This window comes from Pseudoroseomonas sp. WGS1072 (assembly GCF_049340465.1).
GTDB lineage: Bacteria > Pseudomonadota > Alphaproteobacteria > Acetobacterales > Acetobacteraceae > Pseudoroseomonas.
Genome location: NZ_JBMPSU010000001.1, coordinates 3,471,647 through 3,494,818, shown reverse-complemented (window position 1 = coordinate 3,494,818; position 23,172 = coordinate 3,471,647). Strand labels below are relative to the sequence as shown.

25 protein-coding genes and 1 tRNA gene are annotated in these 23,172 nt (G+C 70.0%); 20 read left to right on the top strand and 6 right to left on the bottom strand.

Annotated features, from left to right (window positions below):
• Nucleotides 1-44: 44 nt before the first annotated feature.
• Complete coding sequence (locus tag ACF3NH_RS16415; protein ID WP_422924827.1) at nucleotides 45-1,133, top strand: anhydro-N-acetylmuramic acid kinase; 1,089 nt, start codon at nucleotides 45-47, stop codon at nucleotides 1,131-1,133.
• A 60-nt stretch (nucleotides 1,134-1,193) separates the two neighbouring features.
• Here the strand turns inward: ACF3NH_RS16415 and ACF3NH_RS16410 are convergent, their stop codons facing one another.
• Complete coding sequence (locus tag ACF3NH_RS16410; RefSeq protein WP_198364861.1) at nucleotides 1,194-1,862, bottom strand: alpha/beta hydrolase; 669 nt, start codon at nucleotides 1,860-1,862, stop codon at nucleotides 1,194-1,196.
• A 383-nt stretch (nucleotides 1,863-2,245) separates the two neighbouring features.
• Here ACF3NH_RS16410 and ACF3NH_RS16405 point away from each other — a divergent pair, with 383 nt between their 5' ends.
• From ACF3NH_RS16405 to ACF3NH_RS16370, 8 genes are all read left to right on the top strand, one after another.
• On the top strand, nucleotides 2,246-2,746 hold the full coding sequence (locus ACF3NH_RS16405) for an Rrf2 family transcriptional regulator (protein WP_198364862.1): 501 nt from the start codon (nucleotides 2,246-2,248) through the stop codon (nucleotides 2,744-2,746).
• Between the two features lie 6 nt (nucleotides 2,747-2,752).
• Nucleotides 2,753-3,838 (top strand): cysteine desulfurase family protein, encoded by a 1,086-nt coding sequence (locus ACF3NH_RS16400; RefSeq protein ID WP_422924212.1) that lies wholly within the window; start codon nucleotides 2,753-2,755, stop codon nucleotides 3,836-3,838.
• A 181-nt stretch (nucleotides 3,839-4,019) separates the two neighbouring features.
• Nucleotides 4,020-5,306 (top strand): ArgE/DapE family deacylase, encoded by a 1,287-nt coding sequence (locus ACF3NH_RS16395; RefSeq protein ID WP_198364864.1) that lies wholly within the window; start codon nucleotides 4,020-4,022, stop codon nucleotides 5,304-5,306.
• A 97-nt stretch (nucleotides 5,307-5,403) separates the two neighbouring features.
• On the top strand, nucleotides 5,404-6,591 hold the full coding sequence (locus ACF3NH_RS16390; protein ID WP_422924210.1) for a cysteine desulfurase family protein: 1,188 nt from the start codon (nucleotides 5,404-5,406) through the stop codon (nucleotides 6,589-6,591).
• A 10-nt stretch (nucleotides 6,592-6,601) separates the two neighbouring features.
• Nucleotides 6,602-6,928 carry a ferredoxin family 2Fe-2S iron-sulfur cluster binding protein gene (locus tag ACF3NH_RS16385; protein ID WP_198364866.1) on the top strand — a complete coding sequence of 109 codons (327 nt, stop codon included), beginning with the start codon at nucleotides 6,602-6,604 and terminating at the stop codon, nucleotides 6,926-6,928.
• An 8-nt stretch (nucleotides 6,929-6,936) separates the two neighbouring features.
• Nucleotides 6,937-7,623, top strand: a complete 687-nt coding sequence (locus ACF3NH_RS16380) for a TenA family protein (protein ID WP_422924208.1) — start codon at nucleotides 6,937-6,939, stop codon at nucleotides 7,621-7,623.
• On the top strand, nucleotides 7,620-8,726 hold the full coding sequence (mnmA, locus tag ACF3NH_RS16375; protein ID WP_422924206.1) for a tRNA 2-thiouridine(34) synthase MnmA: 1,107 nt from the start codon (nucleotides 7,620-7,622) through the stop codon (nucleotides 8,724-8,726). The genes ACF3NH_RS16380 and mnmA overlap by 4 nt, the downstream gene beginning before the upstream one ends.
• A 21-nt stretch (nucleotides 8,727-8,747) precedes the next feature.
• Nucleotides 8,748-8,824 (top strand) — tRNA-Met (locus ACF3NH_RS16370).
• Here ACF3NH_RS16370 and ACF3NH_RS16365 read toward each other — a convergent pair.
• Together ACF3NH_RS16365 and ACF3NH_RS16360 are read right to left on the bottom strand one after the other, a co-directional pair.
• The gene (locus ACF3NH_RS16365; protein ID WP_422924204.1) at nucleotides 8,803-9,189 is read right to left on the bottom strand and encodes a DUF6525 family protein; all 387 of its coding nucleotides are present in this window, start codon (nucleotides 9,187-9,189) and stop codon (nucleotides 8,803-8,805) included. The genes ACF3NH_RS16370 and ACF3NH_RS16365 overlap by 22 nt on opposite strands.
• A 69-nt stretch (nucleotides 9,190-9,258) precedes the next feature.
• Entirely contained in the window at nucleotides 9,259-10,503 is a 1,245-nt protein-coding gene (locus ACF3NH_RS16360; RefSeq protein ID WP_422924202.1) for a Zn-dependent hydrolase, read from the bottom strand.
• A 70-nt stretch (nucleotides 10,504-10,573) separates the two neighbouring features.
• On the opposite strand from ACF3NH_RS16360, the gene ACF3NH_RS16355 reads away from it, so the two are divergent.
• Genes ACF3NH_RS16355 through ACF3NH_RS16345 form a run of 3 tightly spaced genes read left to right on the top strand, consistent with a single transcriptional unit; the run spans nucleotide 10,574 to nucleotide 13,171 of the window.
• The gene (locus ACF3NH_RS16355) at nucleotides 10,574-11,527 is read left to right on the top strand and encodes a DMT family transporter (protein WP_422924200.1); all 954 of its coding nucleotides are present in this window, start codon (nucleotides 10,574-10,576) and stop codon (nucleotides 11,525-11,527) included.
• A 37-nt stretch (nucleotides 11,528-11,564) separates the two neighbouring features.
• Nucleotides 11,565-12,785 (top strand): class I SAM-dependent rRNA methyltransferase, encoded by a 1,221-nt coding sequence (locus ACF3NH_RS16350; protein ID WP_422924198.1) that lies wholly within the window; start codon nucleotides 11,565-11,567, stop codon nucleotides 12,783-12,785.
• Nucleotides 12,786-12,799: 14 nt separating this feature from the next.
• Nucleotides 12,800-13,171 (top strand): DUF3293 domain-containing protein, encoded by a 372-nt coding sequence (locus ACF3NH_RS16345; protein ID WP_422924196.1) that lies wholly within the window; start codon nucleotides 12,800-12,802, stop codon nucleotides 13,169-13,171.
• Between the two features lie 151 nt (nucleotides 13,172-13,322).
• Here the strand turns inward: ACF3NH_RS16345 and ACF3NH_RS16340 are convergent, their stop codons facing one another.
• The gene (locus tag ACF3NH_RS16340) at nucleotides 13,323-14,117 is read right to left on the bottom strand and encodes a 3-hydroxybutyrate dehydrogenase (RefSeq protein ID WP_422924194.1); all 795 of its coding nucleotides are present in this window, start codon (nucleotides 14,115-14,117) and stop codon (nucleotides 13,323-13,325) included.
• A 31-nt stretch (nucleotides 14,118-14,148) separates the two neighbouring features.
• Entirely contained in the window at nucleotides 14,149-15,624 is a 1,476-nt protein-coding gene (locus ACF3NH_RS16335; protein WP_422924192.1) for a dihydrolipoyl dehydrogenase family protein, read from the bottom strand.
• Nucleotides 15,625-15,934: 310 nt separating this feature from the next.
• Between ACF3NH_RS16335 and rpmH the strand changes: the two genes are divergently transcribed.
• From rpmH to ACF3NH_RS16295, 8 genes are all read left to right on the top strand, one after another.
• Complete coding sequence (gene rpmH / locus ACF3NH_RS16330; protein WP_198364875.1) at nucleotides 15,935-16,069, top strand: 50S ribosomal protein L34; 135 nt, start codon at nucleotides 15,935-15,937, stop codon at nucleotides 16,067-16,069.
• 29 nt (nucleotides 16,070-16,098) lie between these two features.
• Nucleotides 16,099-16,443 (top strand): ribonuclease P protein component, encoded by a 345-nt coding sequence (rnpA, locus tag ACF3NH_RS16325; protein WP_422924190.1) that lies wholly within the window; start codon nucleotides 16,099-16,101, stop codon nucleotides 16,441-16,443.
• Nucleotides 16,440-16,769: a membrane protein insertion efficiency factor YidD gene (gene yidD / locus ACF3NH_RS16320; protein WP_198364877.1), complete on the top strand. Its 330-nt coding sequence runs from the start codon at nucleotides 16,440-16,442 to the stop codon at nucleotides 16,767-16,769. The genes rnpA and yidD overlap by 4 nt, the downstream gene beginning before the upstream one ends.
• Nucleotides 16,770-16,782: 13 nt before the next feature.
• The gene (yidC, locus tag ACF3NH_RS16315; RefSeq protein ID WP_422924187.1) at nucleotides 16,783-18,561 is read left to right on the top strand and encodes a membrane protein insertase YidC; all 1,779 of its coding nucleotides are present in this window, start codon (nucleotides 16,783-16,785) and stop codon (nucleotides 18,559-18,561) included.
• Nucleotides 18,558-19,226 carry a ribosome biogenesis GTP-binding protein YihA/YsxC gene (yihA, locus tag ACF3NH_RS16310; protein WP_422924185.1) on the top strand — a complete coding sequence of 223 codons (669 nt, stop codon included), beginning with the start codon at nucleotides 18,558-18,560 and terminating at the stop codon, nucleotides 19,224-19,226. Before yidC ends, yihA begins: the two co-directional genes overlap by 4 nt.
• Nucleotides 19,227-19,322: 96 nt before the next feature.
• The gene (argB, locus tag ACF3NH_RS16305) at nucleotides 19,323-20,207 is read left to right on the top strand and encodes an acetylglutamate kinase (protein ID WP_422924183.1); all 885 of its coding nucleotides are present in this window, start codon (nucleotides 19,323-19,325) and stop codon (nucleotides 20,205-20,207) included.
• Nucleotides 20,208-20,285: 78 nt separating this feature from the next.
• Nucleotides 20,286-21,113, top strand: a complete 828-nt coding sequence (gene dapD / locus ACF3NH_RS16300; protein ID WP_422924181.1) for a 2,3,4,5-tetrahydropyridine-2,6-dicarboxylate N-succinyltransferase — start codon at nucleotides 20,286-20,288, stop codon at nucleotides 21,111-21,113.
• A gap of 349 nt (nucleotides 21,114-21,462) precedes the next feature.
• Nucleotides 21,463-22,827: a PleD family two-component system response regulator gene (locus ACF3NH_RS16295; protein ID WP_198364881.1), complete on the top strand. Its 1,365-nt coding sequence runs from the start codon at nucleotides 21,463-21,465 to the stop codon at nucleotides 22,825-22,827.
• Between the two features lie 95 nt (nucleotides 22,828-22,922).
• Here ACF3NH_RS16295 and rpmG read toward each other — a convergent pair whose 3' ends face one another.
• Complete coding sequence (rpmG, locus tag ACF3NH_RS16290) at nucleotides 22,923-23,090, bottom strand: 50S ribosomal protein L33 (RefSeq protein ID WP_198364882.1); 168 nt, start codon at nucleotides 23,088-23,090, stop codon at nucleotides 22,923-22,925.
• Nucleotides 23,091-23,172: the final 82 nt, after the last annotated feature.

Sequence of the window (23,172 nt, the reverse complement as noted above, 5' to 3'; positions counted from 1 at the left end):
GGGGGCTTCCGCCCGGGCCCCGGCCCTAGCACAGTGCGGCCATGCTGCGAACCATCGGGCTGATGAGCGGCACCTCGCTGGATGGCGTGGATGCGGCGTGGATCGAGACGGACGGGGAGAGGATCGGGCGATTCGGGCCGAGCCTGACCCTGCCCTATGCGCCGGAGCTGCGGCGGGATCTGCGCCGCCTGCTGGACTTGGCGGGGAGTATCGCGGCGGACGATCCCTTCCTCGCCGCCTGCGTCCGGCGCCTGACGGAGCGCCATGCCGAGGCGGTCCGGCGGCTCGGGGCGGAGGCGGAGCTGATCGGGTTTCATGGCCAGACCATCCTGCACCGGCCGGTGGCGGGACGGCCGGGGGAGGGGCGCACCTGGCAGATCGGCGATGCCGCCCTGCTGGCCCGGCTGACGGGAACGCGGGTCGCGCATGACTTCCGCTCCGCCGATGTGGCGGCGGGCGGGCAGGGCGCGCCGCTGGTGCCGGTGGTGCATGCCGCCCTCGCGGCGGAACTGCCGAAGCCGGTGGCCATCCTGAACCTGGGCGGCGTCGGCAACGTGACCTGGATCGGCCGCGATGGCCGGCTGATCGCCTTCGACACCGGGCCGGCCAATGCGCCGCTGGATGACTGGATGCGGCAGAGGGCCGGGGTGGATTTCGACCGGGATGGAGCGCTGGCTCTCTCGGGACGGCCCGAGGCGCGGGTTCTGGCCGAGCTGATGGCGCACCCCTACTTCGCGGCACCGCCGCCCAAGTCGCTCGACCGCCTCGACTTCCATCACGCCCTGGAACGGGCGGGGCTGGCCGGGCTGGCGCCGGCGGAGGGTGCCGCGACCCTGGTGGAATTCGTCGCACTGTCGGTGGCGGCGGCGGCGGCTCACTGCCCCGAGGCGCCGCATCGATGGCTGGTGACGGGCGGCGGCCGCCGCAACGGCGCCATCATGCAGGCGCTCGCGCGTGTTCTGGCCGCGCCGGTGCAGGCGGTGGAGACGGTCGGTTGGGATGGCGATGCCCTGGAGGCACAGGCCTTCGGCGTCCTTGCCGCGCGGGTCCTGCGGGGCCTCCCGCTGACCTTCCCGGGCACCACCGGAGCGTCCGCGCCCCTCCGCGGCGGCCGTCTGACCGCCCCGCCATAGGAAAGGGGCCTGAGGACAGTCCCCAGGCCCCTTTCGCGGCCATCCGATGGAGGCCGGCGGTCAGTCCGCGGCCATCGCCATGCGGGCCCGGTTGAGCATGGTCCGCACATGATCCTCGGCGGCATCGGCGACACGCGCCGTCTGGTCCGCGGTGAAGACGTGGCCGGCGCCTTCCTGGACGCGGTAGTCGATCTGGATGCCGCGCTGCGTGTTGAGCTTGTCGACCAGCTTGCGGACGGAATTCTCCGGCACCAGCTCGTCCTCGGCGCCATGCAGGATGAGCCCGGAGCATGGACAAGGGGCGAGGAAGCCGAAATCGTAGTGGCTGGCCGGCGCGGCAATGGAGACGAAGCCACCGATCTCCGGACGACGCATCAGCAGCTGCATGCCGACATAGGAGCCGAAGGAATAGCCGGCGACCCAGAGCATGGAGGCATTGGGATTGACCGCCTGCAGGAAGTCCAGTGCGGCCGCGGCATCGGAAATCTCGCCGATGCCGCCATCGTAGCGGCCCTGGCTGCGGCCGACGCCCCGGAAATTAAAGCGGAGAGTGGAAAACCCCATGTCCTGGAAGCGTGTGTACAGCGCGTGGACCACCCGGTTGTTCATCGTCCCGCCATGCAGCGGGTGGGGATGAAGCACCAATGCCACGGGGGCATTGGGCTGTTTCGCGTGGTGGTAACGACCCTCAAGCCGGCCATCCGGCCCGGCGAACATGACCTCGGGCATCGTCCCCTTGCATCCAGTACGGTGGGCGCGGCAGCGCCCGGTTGGGAAACCATGGCCGCTCCGGCGGACTTCCATCCGCCCGAACGCACGAAGACATTCATCGGGGTCCGATGCGGCAACGGCTTCGCCATGCGGCGCGATTGACGCGCCAGCCCATGGCCAATAGCCTTCCGCACCCGCAGCGAGACGAGGCGCCGGCTCCCCCAACTTATGGCGTCGTCATCGCGGGGCAGGCTTCCGCTCCCCGCGACACGGACAATATTATACGCAGCCGCTCCGGGGTTTCACAACGGAAACAGGCATGGCCCCTTTGCCGCAATCTTTTGTCATGGGCGAAAGAGGCTGGGCACGCCCGCTGGCCAGGACAGGGAGAGAAGTGAATTATGCGCCTGTCTACAAGGGGACGTTACGCGGTGATGGCGATGGCGGAGCTCGCCATTCGTATGCGAGACCGTGAATTGTCCAAGGTCAGCCATGCGGTGACGACGGGGGAGGAAGAGGCCTGCCTGACGGAGCCGCCGGTCAGTCTCTCCGATATCGCCCAGGCGCAGCAACTTTCCGTTGCATATCTGGAACAGCTCTTCGCCCGGATGCGGCGCGCCGGTCTGGTGGCCTCGGCGCGGGGGGCCGGCGGAGGCTATCGCCTGTCCCGCCCGGCGGCGCGGATTTCCATCGGCGCCATCATCGCCGCCGTCGAGGAGCCCATCAGCGCCACCCGGTGTGAAGTGGGTGGAACGGGCTGCGTCGCCGGCCGGAAGTGCCTGACGCATGACCTCTGGCACGAGCTGGGCGAGCAGATCCGCCTCTTCCTGACCGAGACCAGCCTCGCCGATGTCATCGAGGGCCGCGTCCGCGGCCGCGCCGCGCCGCCCCTGGCGTTGTAGCCCGCCATGCCGGTCTATCTCGATGCGAATGCGACGGAGCCGCTGCGCCCACAGGCGCGCGATGCCATGATCGCCGCCCTGGAGCTTCCCGGAAACCCGTCCTCCATCCATGCCGACGGCCGTGCCGCCCGGCGCCTGCTGGAGGAGGGGCGGCGCCGCGTGGCCGAGCGGCTCGACGCGCGGCCACAGGACCTTGTCTTCACCTCCGGCGCGACCGAGGCCAATGCCCTGGCCATCCTGGGTCTGGGCCGGGGGCGTCGCATTCTCGCAGGCGGCACGGAGCATCCCTCCGTGCTGCGGGCCGCGCCCGGCATCGGGATCCTGCCCGTGCAGGGAGATGGCCGCATCGCCCTCGATGCTCTCGAGCGCGCCTTGCGGGAGGGCGGGGCCGCCCTGGTCTGCCTGATGGCCGCGAACAACGAGACGGGCGTGCTGCACCCGATCGACGCCGCGCTGCGGCTCTGCCGCCAGCATGGCGCGCTGCTGCATGTCGATGCGGTCCAGGCCGTCGGGCGGATCGCGCTGACCATGGCAGAGATGGGCGCCGATTCCCTGGCGATCTCCGCCCACAAGCTGGGCGGTCCCAAGGGCGCCGGGGCACTCCTGCTGCGGCCTGGCCTCGACCTCGCCGCCATGCTGCCCGGAGGGGGGCAGGAGCGGGGGCGCCGTGGTGGTACCGAGGCGGTTCCGGCCATCGCCGGCTTCGCCGCCGCCATGGCGGCCTACGACCTTTCCGCCGCCGCCCGACTGCGGGCGTTGCGGGACCGGATCGAGCAGGAATGCGGGACCGATGTCATCGGTGCCGATGCGCCACGCCTGCCGAACACCACCTGCCTCCTGCTGCGCGGCGTGCCCGCCGAGACCCAGGTGATCGCGCTCGACCTCGCCGGCTTCCGGGTCTCGGCCGGCTCCGCCTGCTCCTCCGGCAAGGTGGGGCCCAGCCCGGCGCTGCTGGCCATGGGACTGGGCGCCGACGCCGCCTGCGCCATCCGGGTCTCCCTGCCCTGGAATGCCAGTGACGAGGATGTGGACCGCTTCATCCCCGCCTACCGCGCGATGCGCGACCGGCTGCGGGCCTCCCGCTCCGCCTGAGGTTCCGGTATCCGGCAGTATCGCGATGCGCGCAGGCCGCGTGGTTCACCCGCCCCGGCCGCCGGGCGAACGGCTTGCGGTGCAGGCGCTTCCGCCTCCGGCATGGTGGCCATCGCCGGCGGCACTAGCCTGCACTTCGGAAACCGCCGCATCCTCGCCATCCGCGATCGGAGAACCCTTCATGACCAGCGCCACCCTGCTCGACCGCCTGAGAAAGGCCGTGGACGACCGTTTCGAGGAGGAGGTCGGCTTCCTGTCCGATCTCGTCCGCTTCCCCAGCCTGCGCGGGCGCGAGGCGCCGCTGCAGGACTGGATGGCGCGCCAGATGGCGGCGCGGGGCTATGCGGTGGACCGCTTCACCATCGCGGAGACGCCCCTGGCGAGCCATGAGAAGGCGAGCCCGATGATCGAGGTGGATCCGGCGGGTTCGGTGCAGGTGGTCGCCGCCTGCCGGGCGGAGAATCCCACCGGCCGCAGCCTGATCCTGCAGGGTCATATCGATGTCGTGCCCGAGGGCCCGCTCGAGATGTGGACGCATCCTCCCTATGCCGGTGTGGTGCAGGATGGCTGGCTCTACGGGCGCGGCGCCAATGACATGAAGGCCGGCGTGGCGGCGATGATCTTCGCCATGGACGCCCTGCGCGCAGCGGGCCTGAAGCCGGCGGCCGATGTCTACCTGCAGACGGTCACCGAGGAGGAAAGCACCGGCAACGGCGCCCTGGCGACACTGGCGCGCGGCTATCGCGCCGATGCCGTGCTGATTCCCGAGCCGACCGGACACAGCATCACGCGCGCCCATACCGGCACGCTGTGGTTCCGCCTCCGGGTGCGCGGCGTGCCGGTGCATGTCGCGGTGGCGCAGGATGGCAGCAACGCCATCCTCTCCGCCATGAAGCTGATCCAGGCGCTGCAGGAACACACCAGGCTGCAGAACGTGGCGGCGCGGGAGGACCGCTGGTACGCCGGCACGCCCGATCCGATCAAGTTCAACCCCGGCATCATCCGCGGCGGCGACTGGGCCAGCTCGACGCCCTCCTGGTGCGAGGTGGACTGCCGCATCGGCCTGCTGCCCGGCACGGACGTGAAGCAGGCCATGGCGGCGGTGGAGCGCTGCGTCAGCGAGGCGCGGGCGGGCGACAACTTCCTGGCCAACAATCCGCCCGAGGTCATCTGGCACGGCTTCCAGGCGGACGGCTTCGTGCTGGAGCCCGGTTCGGAGGCCGAGAAGGTCCTGGCGGAGGCGCACCGCCAGGTGCATGGCGAGGAGATGCCGGCGCGCATCACCACCGCCGTCAACGACACCCGGTTCTACGGCCTCTACTACGACATTCCGGCGCTCTGCTACGGCCCCTCGGGCGAGGGCAACCACGGCTTCGACGAGCGCACCAACCTGGAGAGCCTGCGCCAGACCACGCTCTCCATCGCCACCTTCATCGCCAGCTGGTGCGGCGTTCGCGAGGCGGACTGACCGGTCCCGCGGCCATGGCCCGACCTGGGCTCATGGCCGCCATTCCCGGGGCAGCGAAAGCTTCCGATCCGGCGGGGTCGGCCCCATACTTTTGGCCATGCTGGCCGAGACCCCGCCGATCTATCTCGACAATCACGCGACGACGCCCGTGGACCCGCGGGTGCTCGCCGCCATGCGCCCCTGGTGGGAGGAGAACTTCGCCAATCCCGCCAGCGTCGAACACGCCCTGGGGCGGGCCGCCGAGGCGGCGGTCGAGGCAGCGCGGACCGAGGTCGCGGCGCTGATCGGTGCCGAGGCCCGCGAGATCGTCTTCACCTCCGGCGCGACCGAGGCGAACAACCTGGCCATCAAGGGCGCGGCCCGCTTCGCCCGGCGGCAGGGGAGCGGGCGGCGCCGGGTGATCACCCTGGCGACCGAGCACAAATGCGTCCTGGAAAGCGTGCGCGACCTGGCGGAGGAGGGCTTCGAGCCGGTGATCCTGCCGGTCGGCCACGACGGCCTGCTGGACCCGGCGCTGCTGGTCGAGGCGCTGCGCGTGCCGACGCTCCTGGTCTCCGTCATGGCGGTGAACAACGAGATCGGCGTCATCCAGGACCTCGCCGCCCTGGCGGCGCCGGTCAAGGCCGCCGGCGCGCTGCTGCACAGCGACGCGGCCCAGGCCGCGGGCCGCGTTCCCCTCGACCTCGGTGCCCTGCCGGTCGATCTGCTGTCCCTCTCGGGACACAAGATCTATGGCCCCAAGGGGGTGGGCGCCCTCTATGTCCGCCGCCGTCCCCGTGTCCGGCTGGAGCCGCTCTTCTCCGGCGGCGGGCAGGAGCGCGGGCTGCGCTCGGGAACCCTGCCGGCGCCCTTGCTGGTCGGCCTTGGCGAGGCGGCGCGGCTGGCGGGGGCCGATCGGGAGGCGGATGCGGAGAGGATCCGGACATGCCGCGACCGTCTGCTGGCCGCGCTCCGCGCCACGATCCCCGGGTTGCGGCTGAATGGTGACGCGGCGCGTCGCGTTCCCGGCAACCTCAGCCTGACCTTTCCCGGCGGCGCCTCCGCCCAGGCCATGCTGGCACGGCTTCAGGGGCTCTGCGTCTCCACCGGCTCCGCCTGCTCCTCGGCCGAGGTCGAGCCGTCCTATGTCCTGCGTGCCCTCGGACTGCCGGAGGCGGAAGCGCGCGCGACCTTGCGGATCGGCATTGGCCGCTTTACTTCGCCTGCCGATATGGACCGCGCGGCCGCCCTGCTGGCCGAGGCCTGGCGCGAAGCCCTTTCCGAAACACGAGACGCGGCGGAGTAGACAGACGGCGATGCCGAAAATGACCTTCATCGAGCGCGACGGGACGCGCCGCGAAGTCGAGGCCCCGCTCGGCCTGTCCGTCCTCGAGATCGCGCACCGGAACGACATCGACATCGAGGGCGCCTGCGAGGGCAGCCTGGCCTGTTCCACCTGCCATGTCATCGTCGATGCCGGCTGGTTCGAGAAGCTGGAGTCCCCCTCCGAGGACGAGGAGGACATGCTGGACCTCGCCTTCGACCTGCAGGAGACCTCCCGCCTGGGCTGCCAGCTGATCATGAGCGATGAGCTGGACGGGCTCGTGGTCAAGCTTCCGGCCGGCACGCGAAACGCCGGTTGAGTTCCGCCATGAAACCCAGTCTCGGACAGCCCGGCGGTCTCTATCGGCGCCTGCGCGGCGCTGCGGAGGCGCAGTGGAGCGCCTATTGCTGGCATCCCTTCGTGCAGGGGCTGGCCGAGGGCACGCTGCCGAAGGCCGCCTTCCAGCGCTATCTGGTGCAGGACTGGCTGTTCCTGGTGCAGTTCGCGCGCGCCAAGGCGCTGGCGGCCTTCAAGGCGGAGAACCTCGACGCGCTGCGCAGCAAGGCCTCCGCCCTCAACGCCCTGCTCTCCGAGATGCAGATGCATTTCGCCTATTGCAGCGAATGGGGCCTGTCGGAGGCCGATGTGCTGGCCACGCCGGAGGCGGCCGAGACCGTCGCCTACACGCGCTGGGTGCTCGACCGCGGCATGGCGGGTGACATCCTCGACCTGGAGGTCGCGCTGGCACCCTGCACCATCGGCTATGGCGAGATCGCTCAGCGCATCCGGGCGCATCCCGGCCGGCTGCGCCAGGGCAATCCCTACGAAAGCTGGATCGAGACCTATTCCTCGCCGGGCTATCAGGCGCTGGCCAGCGACGCCGCCCTGCGCCTGGACAGGCTGGGCGTGAGCCATGGCGGCGAGGTCCGCTTCGCGACCCTCTCGGCCACCTTCACCGAGGCGGCGCGGCTGGAGGCGGCCTTCTGGCAGATGGGGCTGAACGCCGCGGCATGAGGATTCTCGTCGCCATGTCGGGGGGTGTGGATTCCTCCGTGGTCGCCGGCCTCCTGAAGGAACAGGGCCATGAGGTGATCGGCGCCACGCTGCAGCTTTACGACCATGGCGCCGCCGTCCAGAAGAAGGGCGCCTGTTGCGCCGGCCAGGACATCCACGACGCGCGCGACGTGGCGGACCGCCTCGGCATTCCGCATTATGTGCTGGACCGGGAGCAGCGCTTCAGGGACGCGGTGATCGAGGATTTCGCGGCCTCCTATGCCCGCGGCGAAACCCCCATCCCCTGCGTGCGCTGCAACCAGACGGTGAAGTTCCAGGACCTGCTCGTCCTGGCCCGTGACCTGGGCGCGGAGGCCCTGGCGACCGGCCATTACGTCCGCAGGGTGGAGGGGCCGGACGGCCCCGAGCTGCGCCGCGCCGCCGACGCCGCCCGCGACCAGTCCTACTTCCTCTTCGCCACGACACCGGAACAGCTGGCCTTCAGCCGCTTCCCGCTCGGCGACTATGCCTCCAAGGCGGAGGTCCGGGCCGAGGCTCAGCGGCTCGGACTCGCGGTGGCGGAGAAGCCGGACAGCCAGGACATCTGCTTCGTGCCGCAGGGCCGTTACCATGAGCTGGTCGGCCGCCTGCGGCCGGAGGCCGGCGAGGGCGGGCGCATCGAGCACATCGATGGCCGCGTGCTGGGCAGCCACCAGGGCATCGGGCGCTATACCGTCGGGCAGGGGCGGGGGCTGGGCCAGGCCTCGCGGGATGGCGAGGAGCCGCTCTATGTCGCCGCCCTGGACGCGCCGCGCCGCCGGATCGTCGTCGCGCCGCGAGGCGAGCTGAGCACGCATGAGGTGACGCTCGGGCAGGTGAACTGGCTGATTCCGCCACCCGAGGCGCCGCTCGCCTGCCAGGTCAAGCTGCGCGCCCGCGAGATGCCGCAGCCGGCGGTGGCGAGCTGGGACGCGCGGGCCGGGTGCCTTCGCCTGCGGCTGGAGCAGCCGGCCATCGCCGCGCCGGGCCAGGGTGGCGTGCTCTATGCGGGGGAGCGGGTGCTCGGCGGCGGCTTCATCCTGCCCCGTCCCGAGGCGGTTGACAGCGCCGGCCGGGCCGCTTAAACGGCGCCTCCCAGACGGTGTGGCGGTGTAGCTCAGCTGGTTAGAGCACGGCACTCATAATGCCGGGGTCGGCGGTTCAAGTCCGCCCGCCGCTACCATCATCCCCGCCGGCATCCCCGCCGGTCAATCCCTTCCTCATCGCGCCATAGCGCAGGATGCTGGCTCCGGCGGCATAATGCGGCAAGGGTCGGCCATGCCGCGCCCGGTAGGCGGCATCGAAGGCCGCGCCTTCCAGGGTCTCGCAGTGATCCAGATGGCGCAGCAGCACGCGTTCGGCCCGCCGGGACGAGGCATGCCGGCGGCGCAGATAGCGCCAGAGCAGCAGCGCGTTCACGCTCCAGGCATCATAGGCATGCTCGCGCAGGCGCTGGCGTATGGCGGGCGGCAGGGCGTCGAAGGCCTCCCAGTCCGGGCCGGGATGGCGGAACCACATCTGGTCCCGCAGCGTGCGGTCATTGCTCATTCTGCTACGATATAACATAGCACAATGATGGCCAATAAAGACGGGAGGGCCCGCGCCCTCCCGCCTGCTTCAGAGCGCGCGGTTGGCGCGGGCCACCACGGCCTCGAACAGCACCTGGCAGCCGGCCGCGGCCTCTTCCGGCAGGATGCTTTCCGCCTCGTTGTGCGAAAGCCCGTCCTTGCAGGGCGTGAAGATCATCGCCGTCGGCACGCTGCGGGCGACATAGACCGCGTCATGCCCCGCACCGGAGACGATCTCCCGCGTCGAATAGCCGAGCTTGGCCGCGCCCTGGCGCACCAGATCGACGCAGGACGGATCGAAGGGCTGGGCGGGGATGCGGAACAGCTCCGTCAGCTCCAGGGCGCAGCCATTCTCCTCCACCAGCCTGCGTGCCTCGGCGGGGAAGCTCTCCGCCAGGCCGTCGATCTCCGCGTCCACGGGGTGGCGGAACTCGACCGAGAAGCGCACTTCGCCGGGGACCACGTTGCGGCTGTTCGGCGACACTTGGAGGAAGCCCACCGTGCCACGGCCGTCCTCGCCGCGCGCGCGCATCAGCGCGTCGACCTTCTCGATGACGCGCGCCGCGGCGACCAGCGCGTCGCGCCGGGCGGAGGGGGGCGTGGTGCCGGCATGGGAATCCTGGCCGGTGATCGTGGCGTCGTACCAGACCTGCGCCTGGGCGCCGGTGACGACGCCGATCTGCCGGCCCTCCTTCTCCAGGATCGGGCCCTGCTCGATATGCAGCTCGAAATAGGCATCGGCGGGGAAGGGGCGGGCGGGATGCTCGCCCTTGTAGCCGATGGCCTCCAGCGCCTCGCCGACCTTGACGCCTTCCACATCCTCCAGCGCATAGACCTTGTCGAGCGTATAGATGCCGGCCCAGACGCCGCTGCCCATCAGCGAATGGCCGAACCGGCTGCCCTCCTCGTCGGTCCAGTTGACCAGCTCGATCGGTGCCTCGGTGACGATGTTGAGGTCCTTCAGGCTGCGCATCACCTCCAGCCCGGCGATGACGCCGAGCGCGCCGTCGAACTTGCCGCCCGAGGGCTGGCTGTCGAGATGGCTGCCCATGAGCACGGGCAGGCGGCTGCTGTCGCGCCCCTCGCGCCGGGCGAACATGTTGCCGATCGCGTCCACCCGGACCGTCAGGCCCAGCGCCTCGCACCATTCGGTGAAGCGCTGCCGGCCGGCCTTGTCCACCTCCGTCAGCGTCAGGCGCCGGACGCCGCCCTTCGCCGTGGCGCCGATGGTCGCCATGTCCATGAGGGTGTCCCAGAGACGCTTGGCGTCGATCCGCTGATTGGTGCCTGGCATCGTGACCTCTCGCTGGTGCAGGGGGCTCATCTTGCCGGCTCGGCACACCTCTGCAAGCCTGCCCGGGCCAATGGTCCGGAGTCGCCGCCCGGAGACACCGCGCCGGGAGGACGGTCAGGGAGTTTCCGACATCTCCAGCCTCGCCGCAGCGCCATCCTCCGATCGGCGGACGGGCTTCGCCCTCCTCCTGGTCACCGCGACAGGCTGGGGCTTCACCTGGCCGGTCCTGAAGACGGTGCTGCAGGACCTTCCGCCGCTGGCCGCACGCGGCAGTGCCGCGCTCCTGGCGGCGGCCGGCCTCGCCATCGCCGCGATGCTGATGCGCCTGCCGCTGCGGGTGCCGCGCGGCGAATGGTCCAGCCTGGCCCTGGCCGCCCTGCTCAACTTCAGCGCCTGGATGGGCCTCTCCACCCTCGGCCTGACCTGGCTCTCCTCGGGAGAGGGCGCCATCGTCTCGGCCACGCTGCCGGTCTGGACGACGCTCCTGGCCTGGCTGATGCTGGGGGAGAAGCCCGGCGCCGCGCAGACCCTGGCGCTGCCGCTCGGCCTGCTGGGAGTCGTGGTGCTGGTCGGCGGCCAGCCGCTGGGCCTGGGGCTCGGCAAGCTGCCCGGCGTGGCGCTGATCCTGGCCGCGGCGCTCTGCTTCGGGACCGGCGCCGTGATGAGCAAGCGCCGGCCGCTGCGGCTGCCGCCGCTGACCCAGGTCGTCTGGCAGGTCGGGCTGGGCTGCCTGCCGATCCTCGGCGCATCCTGGCTGGTGGAGAGGCCGGAATGGGGCCAGGTGTCCATCCTGGGCTGGGCCGGCGTGATCTACATGGCCGTGCTGCCGCTTTCCGTCTGCTACATCACCTGGTTCGCCGCGCTGCGGCGCCTGCCGGCCGGCATCGCCGCCATGGGCACGCTGCTGGTGCCGGTGCTGGCGGTGCTGGCCGGGGTGCTGCTGCTCGGCGAGCCGCTCGGCTGGCAGCATGCCGTGGCGCTGGCGCTGATCCTGACCAGCATCCTGCTGGCCTCCCGCCGCTGAGTGGCGGCCCCGGCGCCGCCGGGCTATGAGCCGCGGCATGGATCTCCCCCAGGCCGCCCCCCTCGACCGCCCACAGGACCGCCCGGTGTTGCGGCTGCTTCCCGGACGCGACCGGCGTGTCAGGGCCGGCCACCCCTGGGCCTTCTCCAACGAGATCGCCATGGGGCCGGCGGCGCGCGGCCTGGCGCCCGGCCTGCCGGTGCGGCTGGTGGGCGATGACGGGCGGCCCTACGGCACATGGCTGTTCAATCCCCACAGCCTGATAGCCGCCCGCTTCCTCTCGGAGGACCCAGGGGTCGAACTGGACCTCGACTTCTTCACCGCACGCCTGGCGGAGTGCCTCGCGCTCCGGAACGCCCTCTACCCGGACCCCTACTATCGCCTCGTGCATGCCGAGGCCGATGGCCTCCCCGGCCTGGTCATCGACCGCTATGGCGACGTCCTGGCGATACAGGCCAATACGGCGGGCATGGACCGGGCCTTGCCGCTGCTGGTGGAGGCTCTGTCCCGACTGATCGCCCCGCGCGCCATCGTGGCCCGCAACGACGCGCCGGCCCGCAAGCTGGAGGGCCTGCCGGACAGCAGCGGCCTGCTGCTGGGCGAGGAGGCCACGGCGCACGTCCGCGAGGGGCGGCTGGATTTCTCCATCGACCTGCTGTCCGGTCAGAAGACCGGCTGGTTCTTCGACCAGCGCGACAACCGGGCCCGTGTTGCCTCCCTGGCCCGGGATCGCAGCGTGCTGGATGCCTTCTGCCATACCGGAGGATTCGGGCTGGCGGCGGCGGCGCAGGGCGCGCGGAGCATCGAGTTGCTCGACCGCAGCGAACCCGCCCTGGCCCTGGCGATGGACACGGCGGCCCGCCACGGCTTCGGCGAGATCGTCTCGGCCCGGCGCGGGGACGCGATGGTGGTGCTGGAGGAGATGCTGGGCGCGGGCCGGCGCTATGGCCTGGTGGTGGCCGACCCGCCGGCCTTCGCCAAGCTGCGCAAGGATCACGCCGTGGCGCTGCGGGGCTATGCGCGCCTGGCCAGGCTGGCGGCGGGGCTTGTCGAGCCCGGAGGCTTTCTCTTCATCGCCTCCTGCTCGCACCACGTCTCGACCGGCGAATTCACCGACGCCATCGCCTATGGTCTCGGCCGTGCCCGCCGGCCGGCGCGGCTGCTGGCCACCACGGGCGCGGGGCTGGACCATCCGGTGCATCCGATGCTGCCTGAAAGCGCCTATCTCAAAGGTTTATTGCTGCATCTTCCCGCATGATATCAGAACGACTGGTGCGCAGTTTCCACCAGACGCGCTACGAGGCCGGCGGCGCGACCGCGCGGATCGGCCGACGCAGCCCCTCGATGCGGGCCCTTCTCCAAGCGCAAGGCCAGCGTCAGGGCGCTATCATAACGGCCTGGAATCCGCTGGCCCGCCGCCATCCCGAGGGTTGGAACCGCCGTGCTCAGATGCGCCTGGAGGCCCTTGCACGGCGTGTTCCGCTGATCAGAGGCGCGGGATACGGGCAGGGATGGCGCGAGGAGCATTGCCTCATCGGATGCAGTACGCGCAAAGCCCTTAAACTGGCGCGGCGATTTCGCCAACTGGCCATTGTAGTGATCCGTCGGGATGGCCTGGCCCAGCTGAAGTGGCTACGGCACTGAATATAGAATATTGTTTATATTCAGGTACTTAAAAGGCTTTTGTTCAATCCTTGTGTGAAATTCAGGCTTTGGCACTGTCCTGGAGGGCTCGGGAGGGCTGAAGCCCATCCCGAATCTCGATAGAGTTCTTTAATGCCTTGATTTTGAAGTATTATGCGGCCGACCATCCGCCGTCGATGGACAGTGCGGCGCCATTGATGCTGCTGCTTTCCGGACCGCAGAGGAACAGCGCCATCCGCGCCACCTCCTCCACCTCGACCCAGCGCTTGCTCGGCTGCTTGACGAGGAGGAAATCCTTCAGCGCCGCCTCGGGCGTGATGCCGTGCTTCTCGGCGAGCGCCGTCACCTGCTTCTCCGCCAGGGGCGTGCGGACGAAGCCCGGGCAGACGGCGTTGCAGGTCACGCCACTTTCCGCGATCTCCAGCGCCACGGTCCGTGTCAGGCCGACAACGCCGTGCTTGGCGGCGACATAGGCGACCTTCTCCGGCGAAGCGACCAGGCCATGGATCGAGGCCACGTTGACAATGCGGCCCCAGCCCCGCGCCTTCATGCCGGACAGCAACGCCTTGATCGCGTGGAAGTTCGAGGAGAGGTTCAGGGCGAGAATGGCGTCCCACTTCTCGTCCGGGAAATCCTCGACCGGGCTGGTGAACTGGATGCCCGCATTGTTGACCAGGATATCGACCTGGCCGAGGACCGCCTCGGCCTCCTGGCACAGGGCGCGAATCTCCCCGGCTTTCGAGAGATCGGCCGCGGAATGGGCGGGCTCCGCGCTGTTGCCGGCCTTGGCCACCTCCCGCCGCGCCTCGGCGATCTGCTCCGGCGAGCCGAAGCCGTTCAGCATCACCTTGGCGCCCGCCCTGGCGAGTGCCTTGGCGATGCCGAGGCCGATCCCGCTCGTGGAGCCGGTGATCAGGGCGCCACGGCCCTCGAGGGTCTTTTCCATGCGATTCTCCTTATTGTATCGCGGGCGATGGTCAGGGGAGCCGGCCCAGCCAGGAGGCGAGTCGCCGCAGAATGGGCGAAAACCGCTGGCCGGCGTAGGGTTTATCGGCCGCCAGCCGGGCCGCTTCCGCGAGGCTCGGCCAGGGCAGATCGAGCGTGGCCAGTTCATGGAGCCGCACGCCGCGCTCGAGCGCCAGGGTGAAGAGGGCGCCGAGTTCGCCCACGCCATCCCCCACGGCGGCGGCGCCCAGAAGCGTCCTGCCCGGGCCGAGCACCAGTTGAACCTCGCCTGTCACCGTCCCCCCGGCCAGCGTCGCATCAAGGCCGGAGAAGTCCTGCCGCAGGACCTCGACCTCCCGGTGGCGCTCGCGGGCCTGTTGCGCCGTCAGCCCGACACGGACCAGTTGCGGCGTGGTGTCCAGCCGCAAGGGCAGGCGGGCATAGTCCAGCACGGCCCGCCGCCGGAACAGCATGGAGCGGGCGATGACCTCGGCATGGCGTGCCGCCAATCGTGTGAAGCGGCGCGGCCCGAGCCCCTCGGGATCGGCGACATTGCCCGCTGCCCAGACCCGGCGGTTGCTGCGGCTCCGCAGGTCCCGCCCGGTGGCGATGCCGCGCTCGCTGGCGGCGATGCCGCCGGCCGCCAGGTCGAGGGGCGCCAGCCGTGGCGTCTCGCCCAGCGCGATCAGCAGGTGGCTGCCCTCGATCCGCGCCCCCTCCGCGGTGAGCAGCGCGATGCCGGCTCCGGTCCGTTCCGCGGCCAGGACGCGCGTGTTCTCATGCAGCCCCACGCCATCCCGCCGCAGCGCCTCCCGCAGCGGCAGCCGCAGCTCCGCATCCTCCTGCGCCAGGAGGTTGGGCGACGCCTCGATCAGGCTGACGCGGCTGCCAAGCCGCGCGAAGGCCTGCGCCGCCTCCAGCCCCATGGGCGTGCCGCCAAGAACCAGCAGGTGCATGGGGAGGGCGGGCAGCTCCGCCAGCCCGTCCGGCGTGCACCAGGGCGCGTTCACCAGGCCGGGCAGATCCGGAAGAAGGGGCTCGCAGCCCGCCGCGATCACGGCACGGCGAAAGCGGTAGCTCCTGTCGCCCGCCTGGATGCGATCCGGTCCCGTGAAGAAGGCGCGCGCGCCGATCACCTCGATCCCGTGGCCCGCCTCCTGGCCCTCCCCATGGCCCTCCCCATGGCCCTCCCCGTGGCCCGCCAGCTCCTGCAGCGCCGAGCGGCCGGCCGAGCCCGCCGCCGTGGCCGCGAGGTGGTGGCGGAGCCGGGGCCAGTCCACCGTCACGCCCTCGGCCACGATGCCGAGGTCGCGGCCCTGGCGGAGGCCCTGCATCCGATGCGCGGCGGCGAGCAGGGCCTTGACCATGATGGCGGCATCGGCCGGGCGGTGGTGGTCGGCCGGGGCGCGCTCGAACACCGTGACCTTGCGGCCGAGCCCGGCGGCCATGGCGGCAACGGAGAGTCCGGCGGCACCGGCACCGATGATCGCCACGTCCAGGTCACGCATCTTCGCTCGTCTCCTCCCCCAACCTCGCGGCGGATGGCCGCCGCCGAGTCCCATGCGGCGCGGCAGGATGCCGGCCGGGCGCGCCGGCACAAGTGGCGGCGGCGAAAGGGGTTGCGCAAGGGGGGAGGGTGGCGTGCCGGAGCCTCACCGGCCGCCGCCGGGGCCTCCATGGTTGACGGCGCGTGATGCGCCTCACTATACGTCCCCACCTTCGCCGGCTGCCCTCGCGGGATGGCCGGCCTGTGCCGTGACATAACCGGGCGTTCCGGGTAGGGCGGCCCGGTTGGACCTTATTTCGGAGTAGCGCGTCGTGAAGCGTACCTATCAGCCCTCCAAGCTCGTCCGGAAGCGCCGGCACGGTTTCCGCTCGCGGATGGCGACCGTCGGTGGCCGCAATGTTCTGGCCAACCGCCGCGCCAAGGGCCGCAAGAAGCTCTCGGCCTGAGCCTTCGGGCCTGCATCGCGGAGGCGCTCATGGCGGCCTCGCCGCCCCGGCTCAAACGGCGGCGCGAATTCCTTCGCGTCGCCGGCAAGGGCGGCCGCGCCGCGCGGCCGACCCTGTTGCTGCAGGCCCTGCCCGGCACCGGTGCCCCGCTGCGCGTCGGCTTCACAGCCACGAAGAAGCTGGGCAATGCCGTGGTCCGCAACAGGACCAAGCGTCGCCTGCGTGAGGCGGCGCGCCTGACTCTCGGTGCCGGGGCGCCGGCCGGCTGGGACCTGGTCCTGGTAGGGCGCGAGGGAACCCGGAAGCGACGCTTCGATCAGCTGCTGGCGGATCTGCGCGGAGCCTTGCGTCAGGCCGGCGTCCTGCAGCCATGAACCGCCTGCGGCCGGGAGGACCCGGCCCGGCGGCCACGGTCCTGAAGGGCGCGGTCCGTGCCTATCAGCTGACCCTGCGGGGCGTGATCGGCAGTCATTGCCGCTTCCATCCGCATTGCAGCGCCTATGCGATCGAGGCCCTGGATCGGCACGGCGCGCTCCGGGGCAGCTGGCTGACCGCCCGGCGCATCCTGCGTTGCCATCCGTGGCATCCGGGTGGATATGACCCCGTGCCGGCGGTGACGGAGCCGGAGACGACATCCGCGGCGCCCGCTGAGGCGCCTTCCTCCCCTTCGCCGCCCTCGGTGGCGCACAAGAAGGCCTGACGGCACGGATCCGATGGACCAGAAGCGACTCTTCGCCGCGATCGCGATTTCGATCGGCATTCTCCTGGCTTTCGACCTCTGGAAGCGGGAGACCACGCCGGCGCCCGAAACCTCGCCCGCGGCCATCAGCCAGCAGGCCCCGGCTTCCGGCTCCGCCCCCGCCTCGGGAACGCCCCAGGCCGTCGCACCGGCCAATCCGGGCTCGGCGGACGCCACGGCCGCGGCCGCGGCCAATCTGCCGCCGCCCGAACGGCTCAAGATCGACAGTCCGCGCCTGGCCGGCAGCGTGCTGCTGCGCGGCGCCAAGCTGGATGACCTGGTGCTCCGCGACTATCGCGAGACCACGGCGCCGAACTCCCCGCTGGTCCGGCTCTTCGCGCCGCGCGAGGAGGTCCAGCCCTACTTCGCGCAGTGGGGCTGGTCGGCGGCGGATGGCCGTACCCGCGTTCCCGGCAATGACACGGACTGGACGGCGAGCGGTGGTCCGCTCGGCCCGGACAGCCCGGTGACGCTGAGCTGGGACAATGGCCAGGGCCAGGTCTTCCGCATCGTCCTGAGCCTCGACCGCAACTTCATGTTCCGCGCCGAGCAGAGCGTCGTGAACAACGCCGCCGAGCCGGTCTCCGTGCTGCCCTGGCAGCGGATCCGGCGCGAGTCCACGCCGCATGTCGCCGGCTACTATATCCTGCATGAAGGCTTCGTGGGCGTGCTGGGCGGCCGGCTGAACGAGCAGACCTTTAAGACCGCCCGCAGCGACGCGACCAATGGCATCGCGCTCCAGCAGGACACCCAGGGCGGCTGGGCCGGCTTCACGGACAAGTACTGGCTCTCCGCCATCGCGCCGGTCGACACGGCTGCGACGCTGCGGGCCAGCTGGCGCCACCTGACCGAGAACGGCCAGGATCGCTGGCAGGTCGATTTCGCGGCACCGGGGGCCCAGACCGTGGCGGCCGGGGCGACGGCGACGATGGACACCCGCCTGTTCGCCGGCGCCAAGGAAGTGCACCTCCTGGACATGTATGCCCGGGAACTCGGCATCACCGACTTCGACAAGGCCATCGACTTCGGCTGGTTCTACTTCCTGACCAAGCCCTTCTTCTACGCGCTCGACTGGCTGTACAAGCTGTTCGGCAACTTCGGCGTGGCCATCCTGGTCTTCACGGTGGCGTTGAAGCTCGCCTTCTTCCCGCTCGCCAACAAGGCCTACAAGTCTATGGCGCGCATGAAGGACATGGCGCCGAAAATGACGGAGATCCGCGAGCGCTATAAGGACGATCCGGCCAAGGCCCAGGCCGAGATGATGGCGCTCTACCGCACGGAGAAGATCAATCCGGCGTCCGGCTGTCTGCCGATCCTGATCCAGATCCCGGTCTTCTTCGCGCTCTACAAGGTGCTCTTCGTCACCATCGAGATGCGCCACGCGCCCTTCTTCGGCTGGATCCACGATCTCTCGGCGCCGGACCCGACCAACCTGTTCAACCTCTTCGGGCTGATCCCGTGGGATCCGCCGGCGATGCTGCATATGCCGGTCTGGGCGATCATCATGGGTATCACGATGTTCGTGCAGCAAAAGCTGAACCCGACGCCGCCGGACCCCATCCAGGCCAAGATCTTCACCTGGATGCCGGTGATCTTCACCTTCATGCTGGCCAGCTTCCCGGCCGGCCTGGTGATCTACTGGTCGTGGAACAACCTGCTCTCCGTGGGCCAGCAGTACTACATCATGCGGCATGAGCGGGCGGCCCGGCGGCAGCAGAAGGCCCTGGGCAAGACCGCGAAGGCCAAGGGGTGAGCGCCGGCGGGCTGCTGGAGGCGCGCGACGACGAGGCGCGCGCCGCCCTGATCGAACAGGGGCGGCTGCTGTTCTGCCGCCCCTGCGACTTCTTCTTCGCGGCGCAGCGGCTGGACCAGCTCCCCGAGGTCTCGCTGCCCGAGGTGGCCTTCTGCGGCCGCTCCAATGTCGGCAAGTCCTCCCTGGTCAACGCGCTCACCGGCCAGAACAGCCTGGCGCGGGTCTCGAACACGCCGGGGCGCACCAAGCAGCTGAACTTCTTCGACCTGGGCGGCCGCCTCGTGCTGGTGGACATGCCGGGCTACGGCTACGCCCAGGCCTCCCGCAGCGTGAAGGAGGACTGGCAGGGCCTGATGTTCGACTACCTGCGCGGACGTCCCAATCTGCGCCGCGTGGTGCTGTTGCTGGATGCGCGCATCGAGACCAAGGCCTCCGACCGCGCCGCCATGAAGCTTCTCTCCGAGGCGGCGGTGACCTTCCAGATCGTGCTGACCAAGGCGGACGACGCCAAGCCCTTCTGGCTGAAGCAGCGCCAGGAGGAGGCGGCCGCCCTTGTCAAGCAGCACACGGCCGCCCACCCGCTGGTGATCACCACCAGCAGCGAGAAGGGCACCGGCATCGACCTGCTGCGCGCCGAACTCTCCTCCCTGGCCGAGCCGGAGTAGCCGGGCCGCCCCGGTCCCGCGCGGCGGCAGGCCCTTGACCCTGCGGCGCCTGCCGTCTTAGAGGCGCCTGTCTGCAGCTTGGCGGAAGGAACGCCCATGACTGAGAATGCGCGCGACCAGATGGAGATTCTCGCCCGGGCGCTTCCGTTCCTGAAGCGATATGACGATCAGATCGTCGTCGTGAAGTATGGCGGCCATGCCATGGGCGAGGAGGAGAGCGCGCTGCGTTTCGGCCGCGACATCGCGGTCCTGGAACAGATGGGCGTCAATCCGGTCGTGGTGCATGGCGGCGGCCCGCAGATCAATTCCATGCTGAAGCGGCTGAACGTGCAGTCGACCTTCGTGCAGGGCCTGCGCGTCACGGATGCGCAGATGGTGGATGTGGTGGAGATGGTCCTCTCCGGCACGGTGAACAAGCAGGTCGCGGGATGCATCACTCGCGCCGGCGCCATCGCCGTGGGCATCTCCGGCAAGGATGGCGGGCTGATCCGGGCGCGCAAGCTGCAGCGGACCTACCGGGACCCTGACAGCCAGATCGAGAAGGTTCTCGATCTGGGCTTCGTCGGCGAGCCGGAGCATGTCGATCCGCATGTGCTGGAGCTGCTGATCGCCGCCGATATCGTGCCGGTGATCGCGCCCGTGGGCGTCGGCGCGGACGGGCAGACCTACAACATCAATGCCGACACCGCGGCCGGCGCCATCGCCGGGGCGTTGAACGCCTCGCGCCTGCTCATGCTGACCGATGTCGCCGGGGTGCTGGATGCCGAGAAACGCCTGATCCCCGAGATGACGGTGGCCGAGGTCCGGGCGGGCATCGAGGCCGGCTGGATTTCCGGCGGGATGATCCCCAAGGTCGAGACCTGCATCTACGCCATCGAGCGCGGCGTGAAGGGCGCGGTGATCGTCGACGGGCGCGTACCGCATGCCGTGCTGATCGAGCTGTTCACCAATGGCGGTGCGGGGACGCTGATCCGTCCCTGAGGCGTGGCGGCCGGCGTTGACACCGCTCGCCACGCCTCCGATACCGGCGGCAGAGATTTTCCGAGCAGGATAGCCGCCATGTCGCTTGCCGCCACCATCGAAGCCCTCTGGGAACGTCGCGCCGATCTCTCGCCCGCCACGAAGGGGGCGGACCGGGAGGCGGTGGAGGCGGCGCTGGAGCTTCTGGACAGCGGCAAGGCACGCGTGGCGGAGCCGGACGGGGCGGGCGGCTGGAGGGTCAACCAGTGGCTGAAGCAGGCGGTGCTGCTGTCCTTCCGGCTGGAGGAGTCCGCCGTCATCCCGACCGGCTTCGGCGCCTATGACAAGGTGCCGCTGAAGTTCGCCGGCTGGGGAGAGAACCGCTTCCGCGAGGCCGGCTTCCGCGCCGTGCCGGGCGCGGTGGTGCGGCGCTCGGCCTATATCGCGCCCGGCGTGGTGCTGATGCCTTCCTTCGTCAATCTCGGTGCCCATGTCGGCGCCAACACCATGGTCGACACCTGGGCGACGATCGGCTCCTGCGCCCAGATCGGTGCGAACTGCCACATCTCCGGCGGCGCCGGGATCGGTGGCGTGCTGGAGCCCCTGCAGGCCAACCCGGTGGTGATCGGCGACAACTGCTTCGTCGGCGCGCGCTCCGAGGTGGCGGAGGGCGTGATCGTCGGGGAGGGGAGCGTGCTGGCGATGGGCGTCTTCCTGGGCGCCTCCACGAAGATCATCGACCGCGGCACGGGCGAGGTCTTCATCGGCAAGGTTCCGCCCTATGCCGTGGTGGTGCCGGGAAGTCTGCCCGGCCGCCCGCTGCCGGATGGCACTCCGGGGCCGAGCCTCTATTGCGCGGTCATCGTCAAGCGCGTGGATGCGCGCACGCGGGAGAAAACCTCGATCAACGAGCTGCTGCGCGACTGAGTCGGCCCCGGCCGTGAACCACGAGGGGATACGGGAAGGGGACATGGTCCTTCCCCGCATCGTGGCATGTCCCGCCTGTCTTCATGAGATGAGCGGCATGGATTGCCTCACAGGTTCTGCTGTCCGGCGGCCGATAGCGATCTCGTGCTTCCATATTGAAAGTGCTTTACTTCTGCCCTGATCGGAATTCATAACGGCTCTGTTGAATGCGGAGGCAGCAAGTGCAGGCTGATGGATTGCCGGATAGCGTAAACTATTGTCGGCAAAACCCACCATTTCCGTCTCGGGCACGACATGATACTTTACCTGGCCATGTCGTCCTGGCCCGTGGGGAGGCTTAGCACTCGAGATGACCGCCCGGGTTCTGGTTGTGGATGACATCGCTGCCAACTTGCGGCTTCTCGAGGCCCGGTTGAACGCGGAGTATTATGAGGTCGCGCTGGCCTCCTCGGGCCCGGAAGCCCTGGTCAGGGCGCTCGACTGGCTGCCGGACGTCATCCTGCTCGATGTCATGATGCCGGGGATGGACGGCTACGAGGTCTGCCGCAAGCTGAAGTCCAATCCGGCAACGGCCCATATCCCCGTCGTCATGGTCACGGCGCTCGTCGACCTGGCCGAGCGGGTGCGGGGGCTGGAGGCCGGAGCGGACGACTTCCTGTCCAAGCCCGTGGACCACACCACGCTCTTCGCGCGCCTGCGCGCCCTGCTGCGCATGAAGCAGGTTCTGGACGCCTTCAGGGTCCGCGTGGAGGCGGCCCATGATCTGGGCTTCGAGCCACAGTCGCGCCCTTCCGAAGACATCACCGGCGCCTCGATCCTGCTGGCGACGGAGGACGTGAACGAGGCCGAGCTGATCGGCGGTGTCATGCGGGAGGATGGGGTTTCCCTGGCTGTCGCCCGGGACGGCGCGGAGACCTGGGCTCTGCTGAACCATGGCAGCTTCGATCTGGTCCTGCTCAGCCTTTCACTGGATGAGGGGCAGGGACTGCGCCTGGCATCCCGCCTGCGGGCGCAGGCGGGGATGCGCGATCTGCCGATCCTGCTGATCGGCGACTCTGACCAGCGGGCGCAGGTGTTGCGTGGCTTCGACCTCGGGGCGAACGACCACGTCCTGCGACCGGTGGATGCGAACGAGCTGCGGGCCAGGGCTCGCAATCAGGTGCGCCGCAAGCGGTACCAGGAGCAGCTGCGCTCCGATCTGGACCGGTCGCTGGAGATGGCGGTGACGGACAGCCTCACCGGCCTGCGCAACCGGCGCTATGTGACGCGGCATCTGGAAGGCCTGCTGCGCAACGGGGATACCGCCCTGCTGCTCATCGATGTCGACCGGTTCAAGTCGGTCAATGACACCTATGGACATGCGGCGGGAGACGAGGTCCTGCGGGCCGTGGCAGCGCGAATGAAGGAGCATATCCGGGCCATCGACGTGGTGGCGCGCTTCGGCGGTGAGGAGTTCGTCATCGCCATGGCGGGCGCGACGGAAGCCGAGGCCATGCAGGTCGCCGAACGTCTGCGGGGGGCGATTTCCGATGAGCCGGTGATGACCGCCCAGGCCCTGCCGCTGCCCATCACCGCCAGCATTGGCGTGGCCCTGGCGGTGCAGGGCGAGGGGCTGTCGCGGCTGGTCAGCGCCGCCGATGCCGCTCTCTACCGGGCCAAGGCCCTGGGCCGCAACCGCGTGCAGCTGGCCACGGCCGACGACTGGAGCAGATAGCCTGGCTGACGCCGGGCAGCCAGGCGCCACATGCCGAAAAGGCCGCACCCTCCTCGGACGCGGCCTTCCCGGCGGTTGCCGCCCGGCTGGGCTGCTTACTTGATCTTGGATTCGCGGAAGGCGACGTGCTTGCGCACGACCGGATCATACTTCCGCATCTCCATCTTCCCGGTGGTGTTGCGGGTGTTCTTCTTGGTCACGTAGAAGTACCCGGTGTCAGCCGTGCTGACGAGCTTGATCAGAATGGTGTTCGACTTGGCCATAACGTTCTTCCGTGGGCGCCTTGAAGCACCTCAAGCCGGGGGCACAAAGCCGCGCACCCGGGTGCGACGCGAGAGGCCGCAA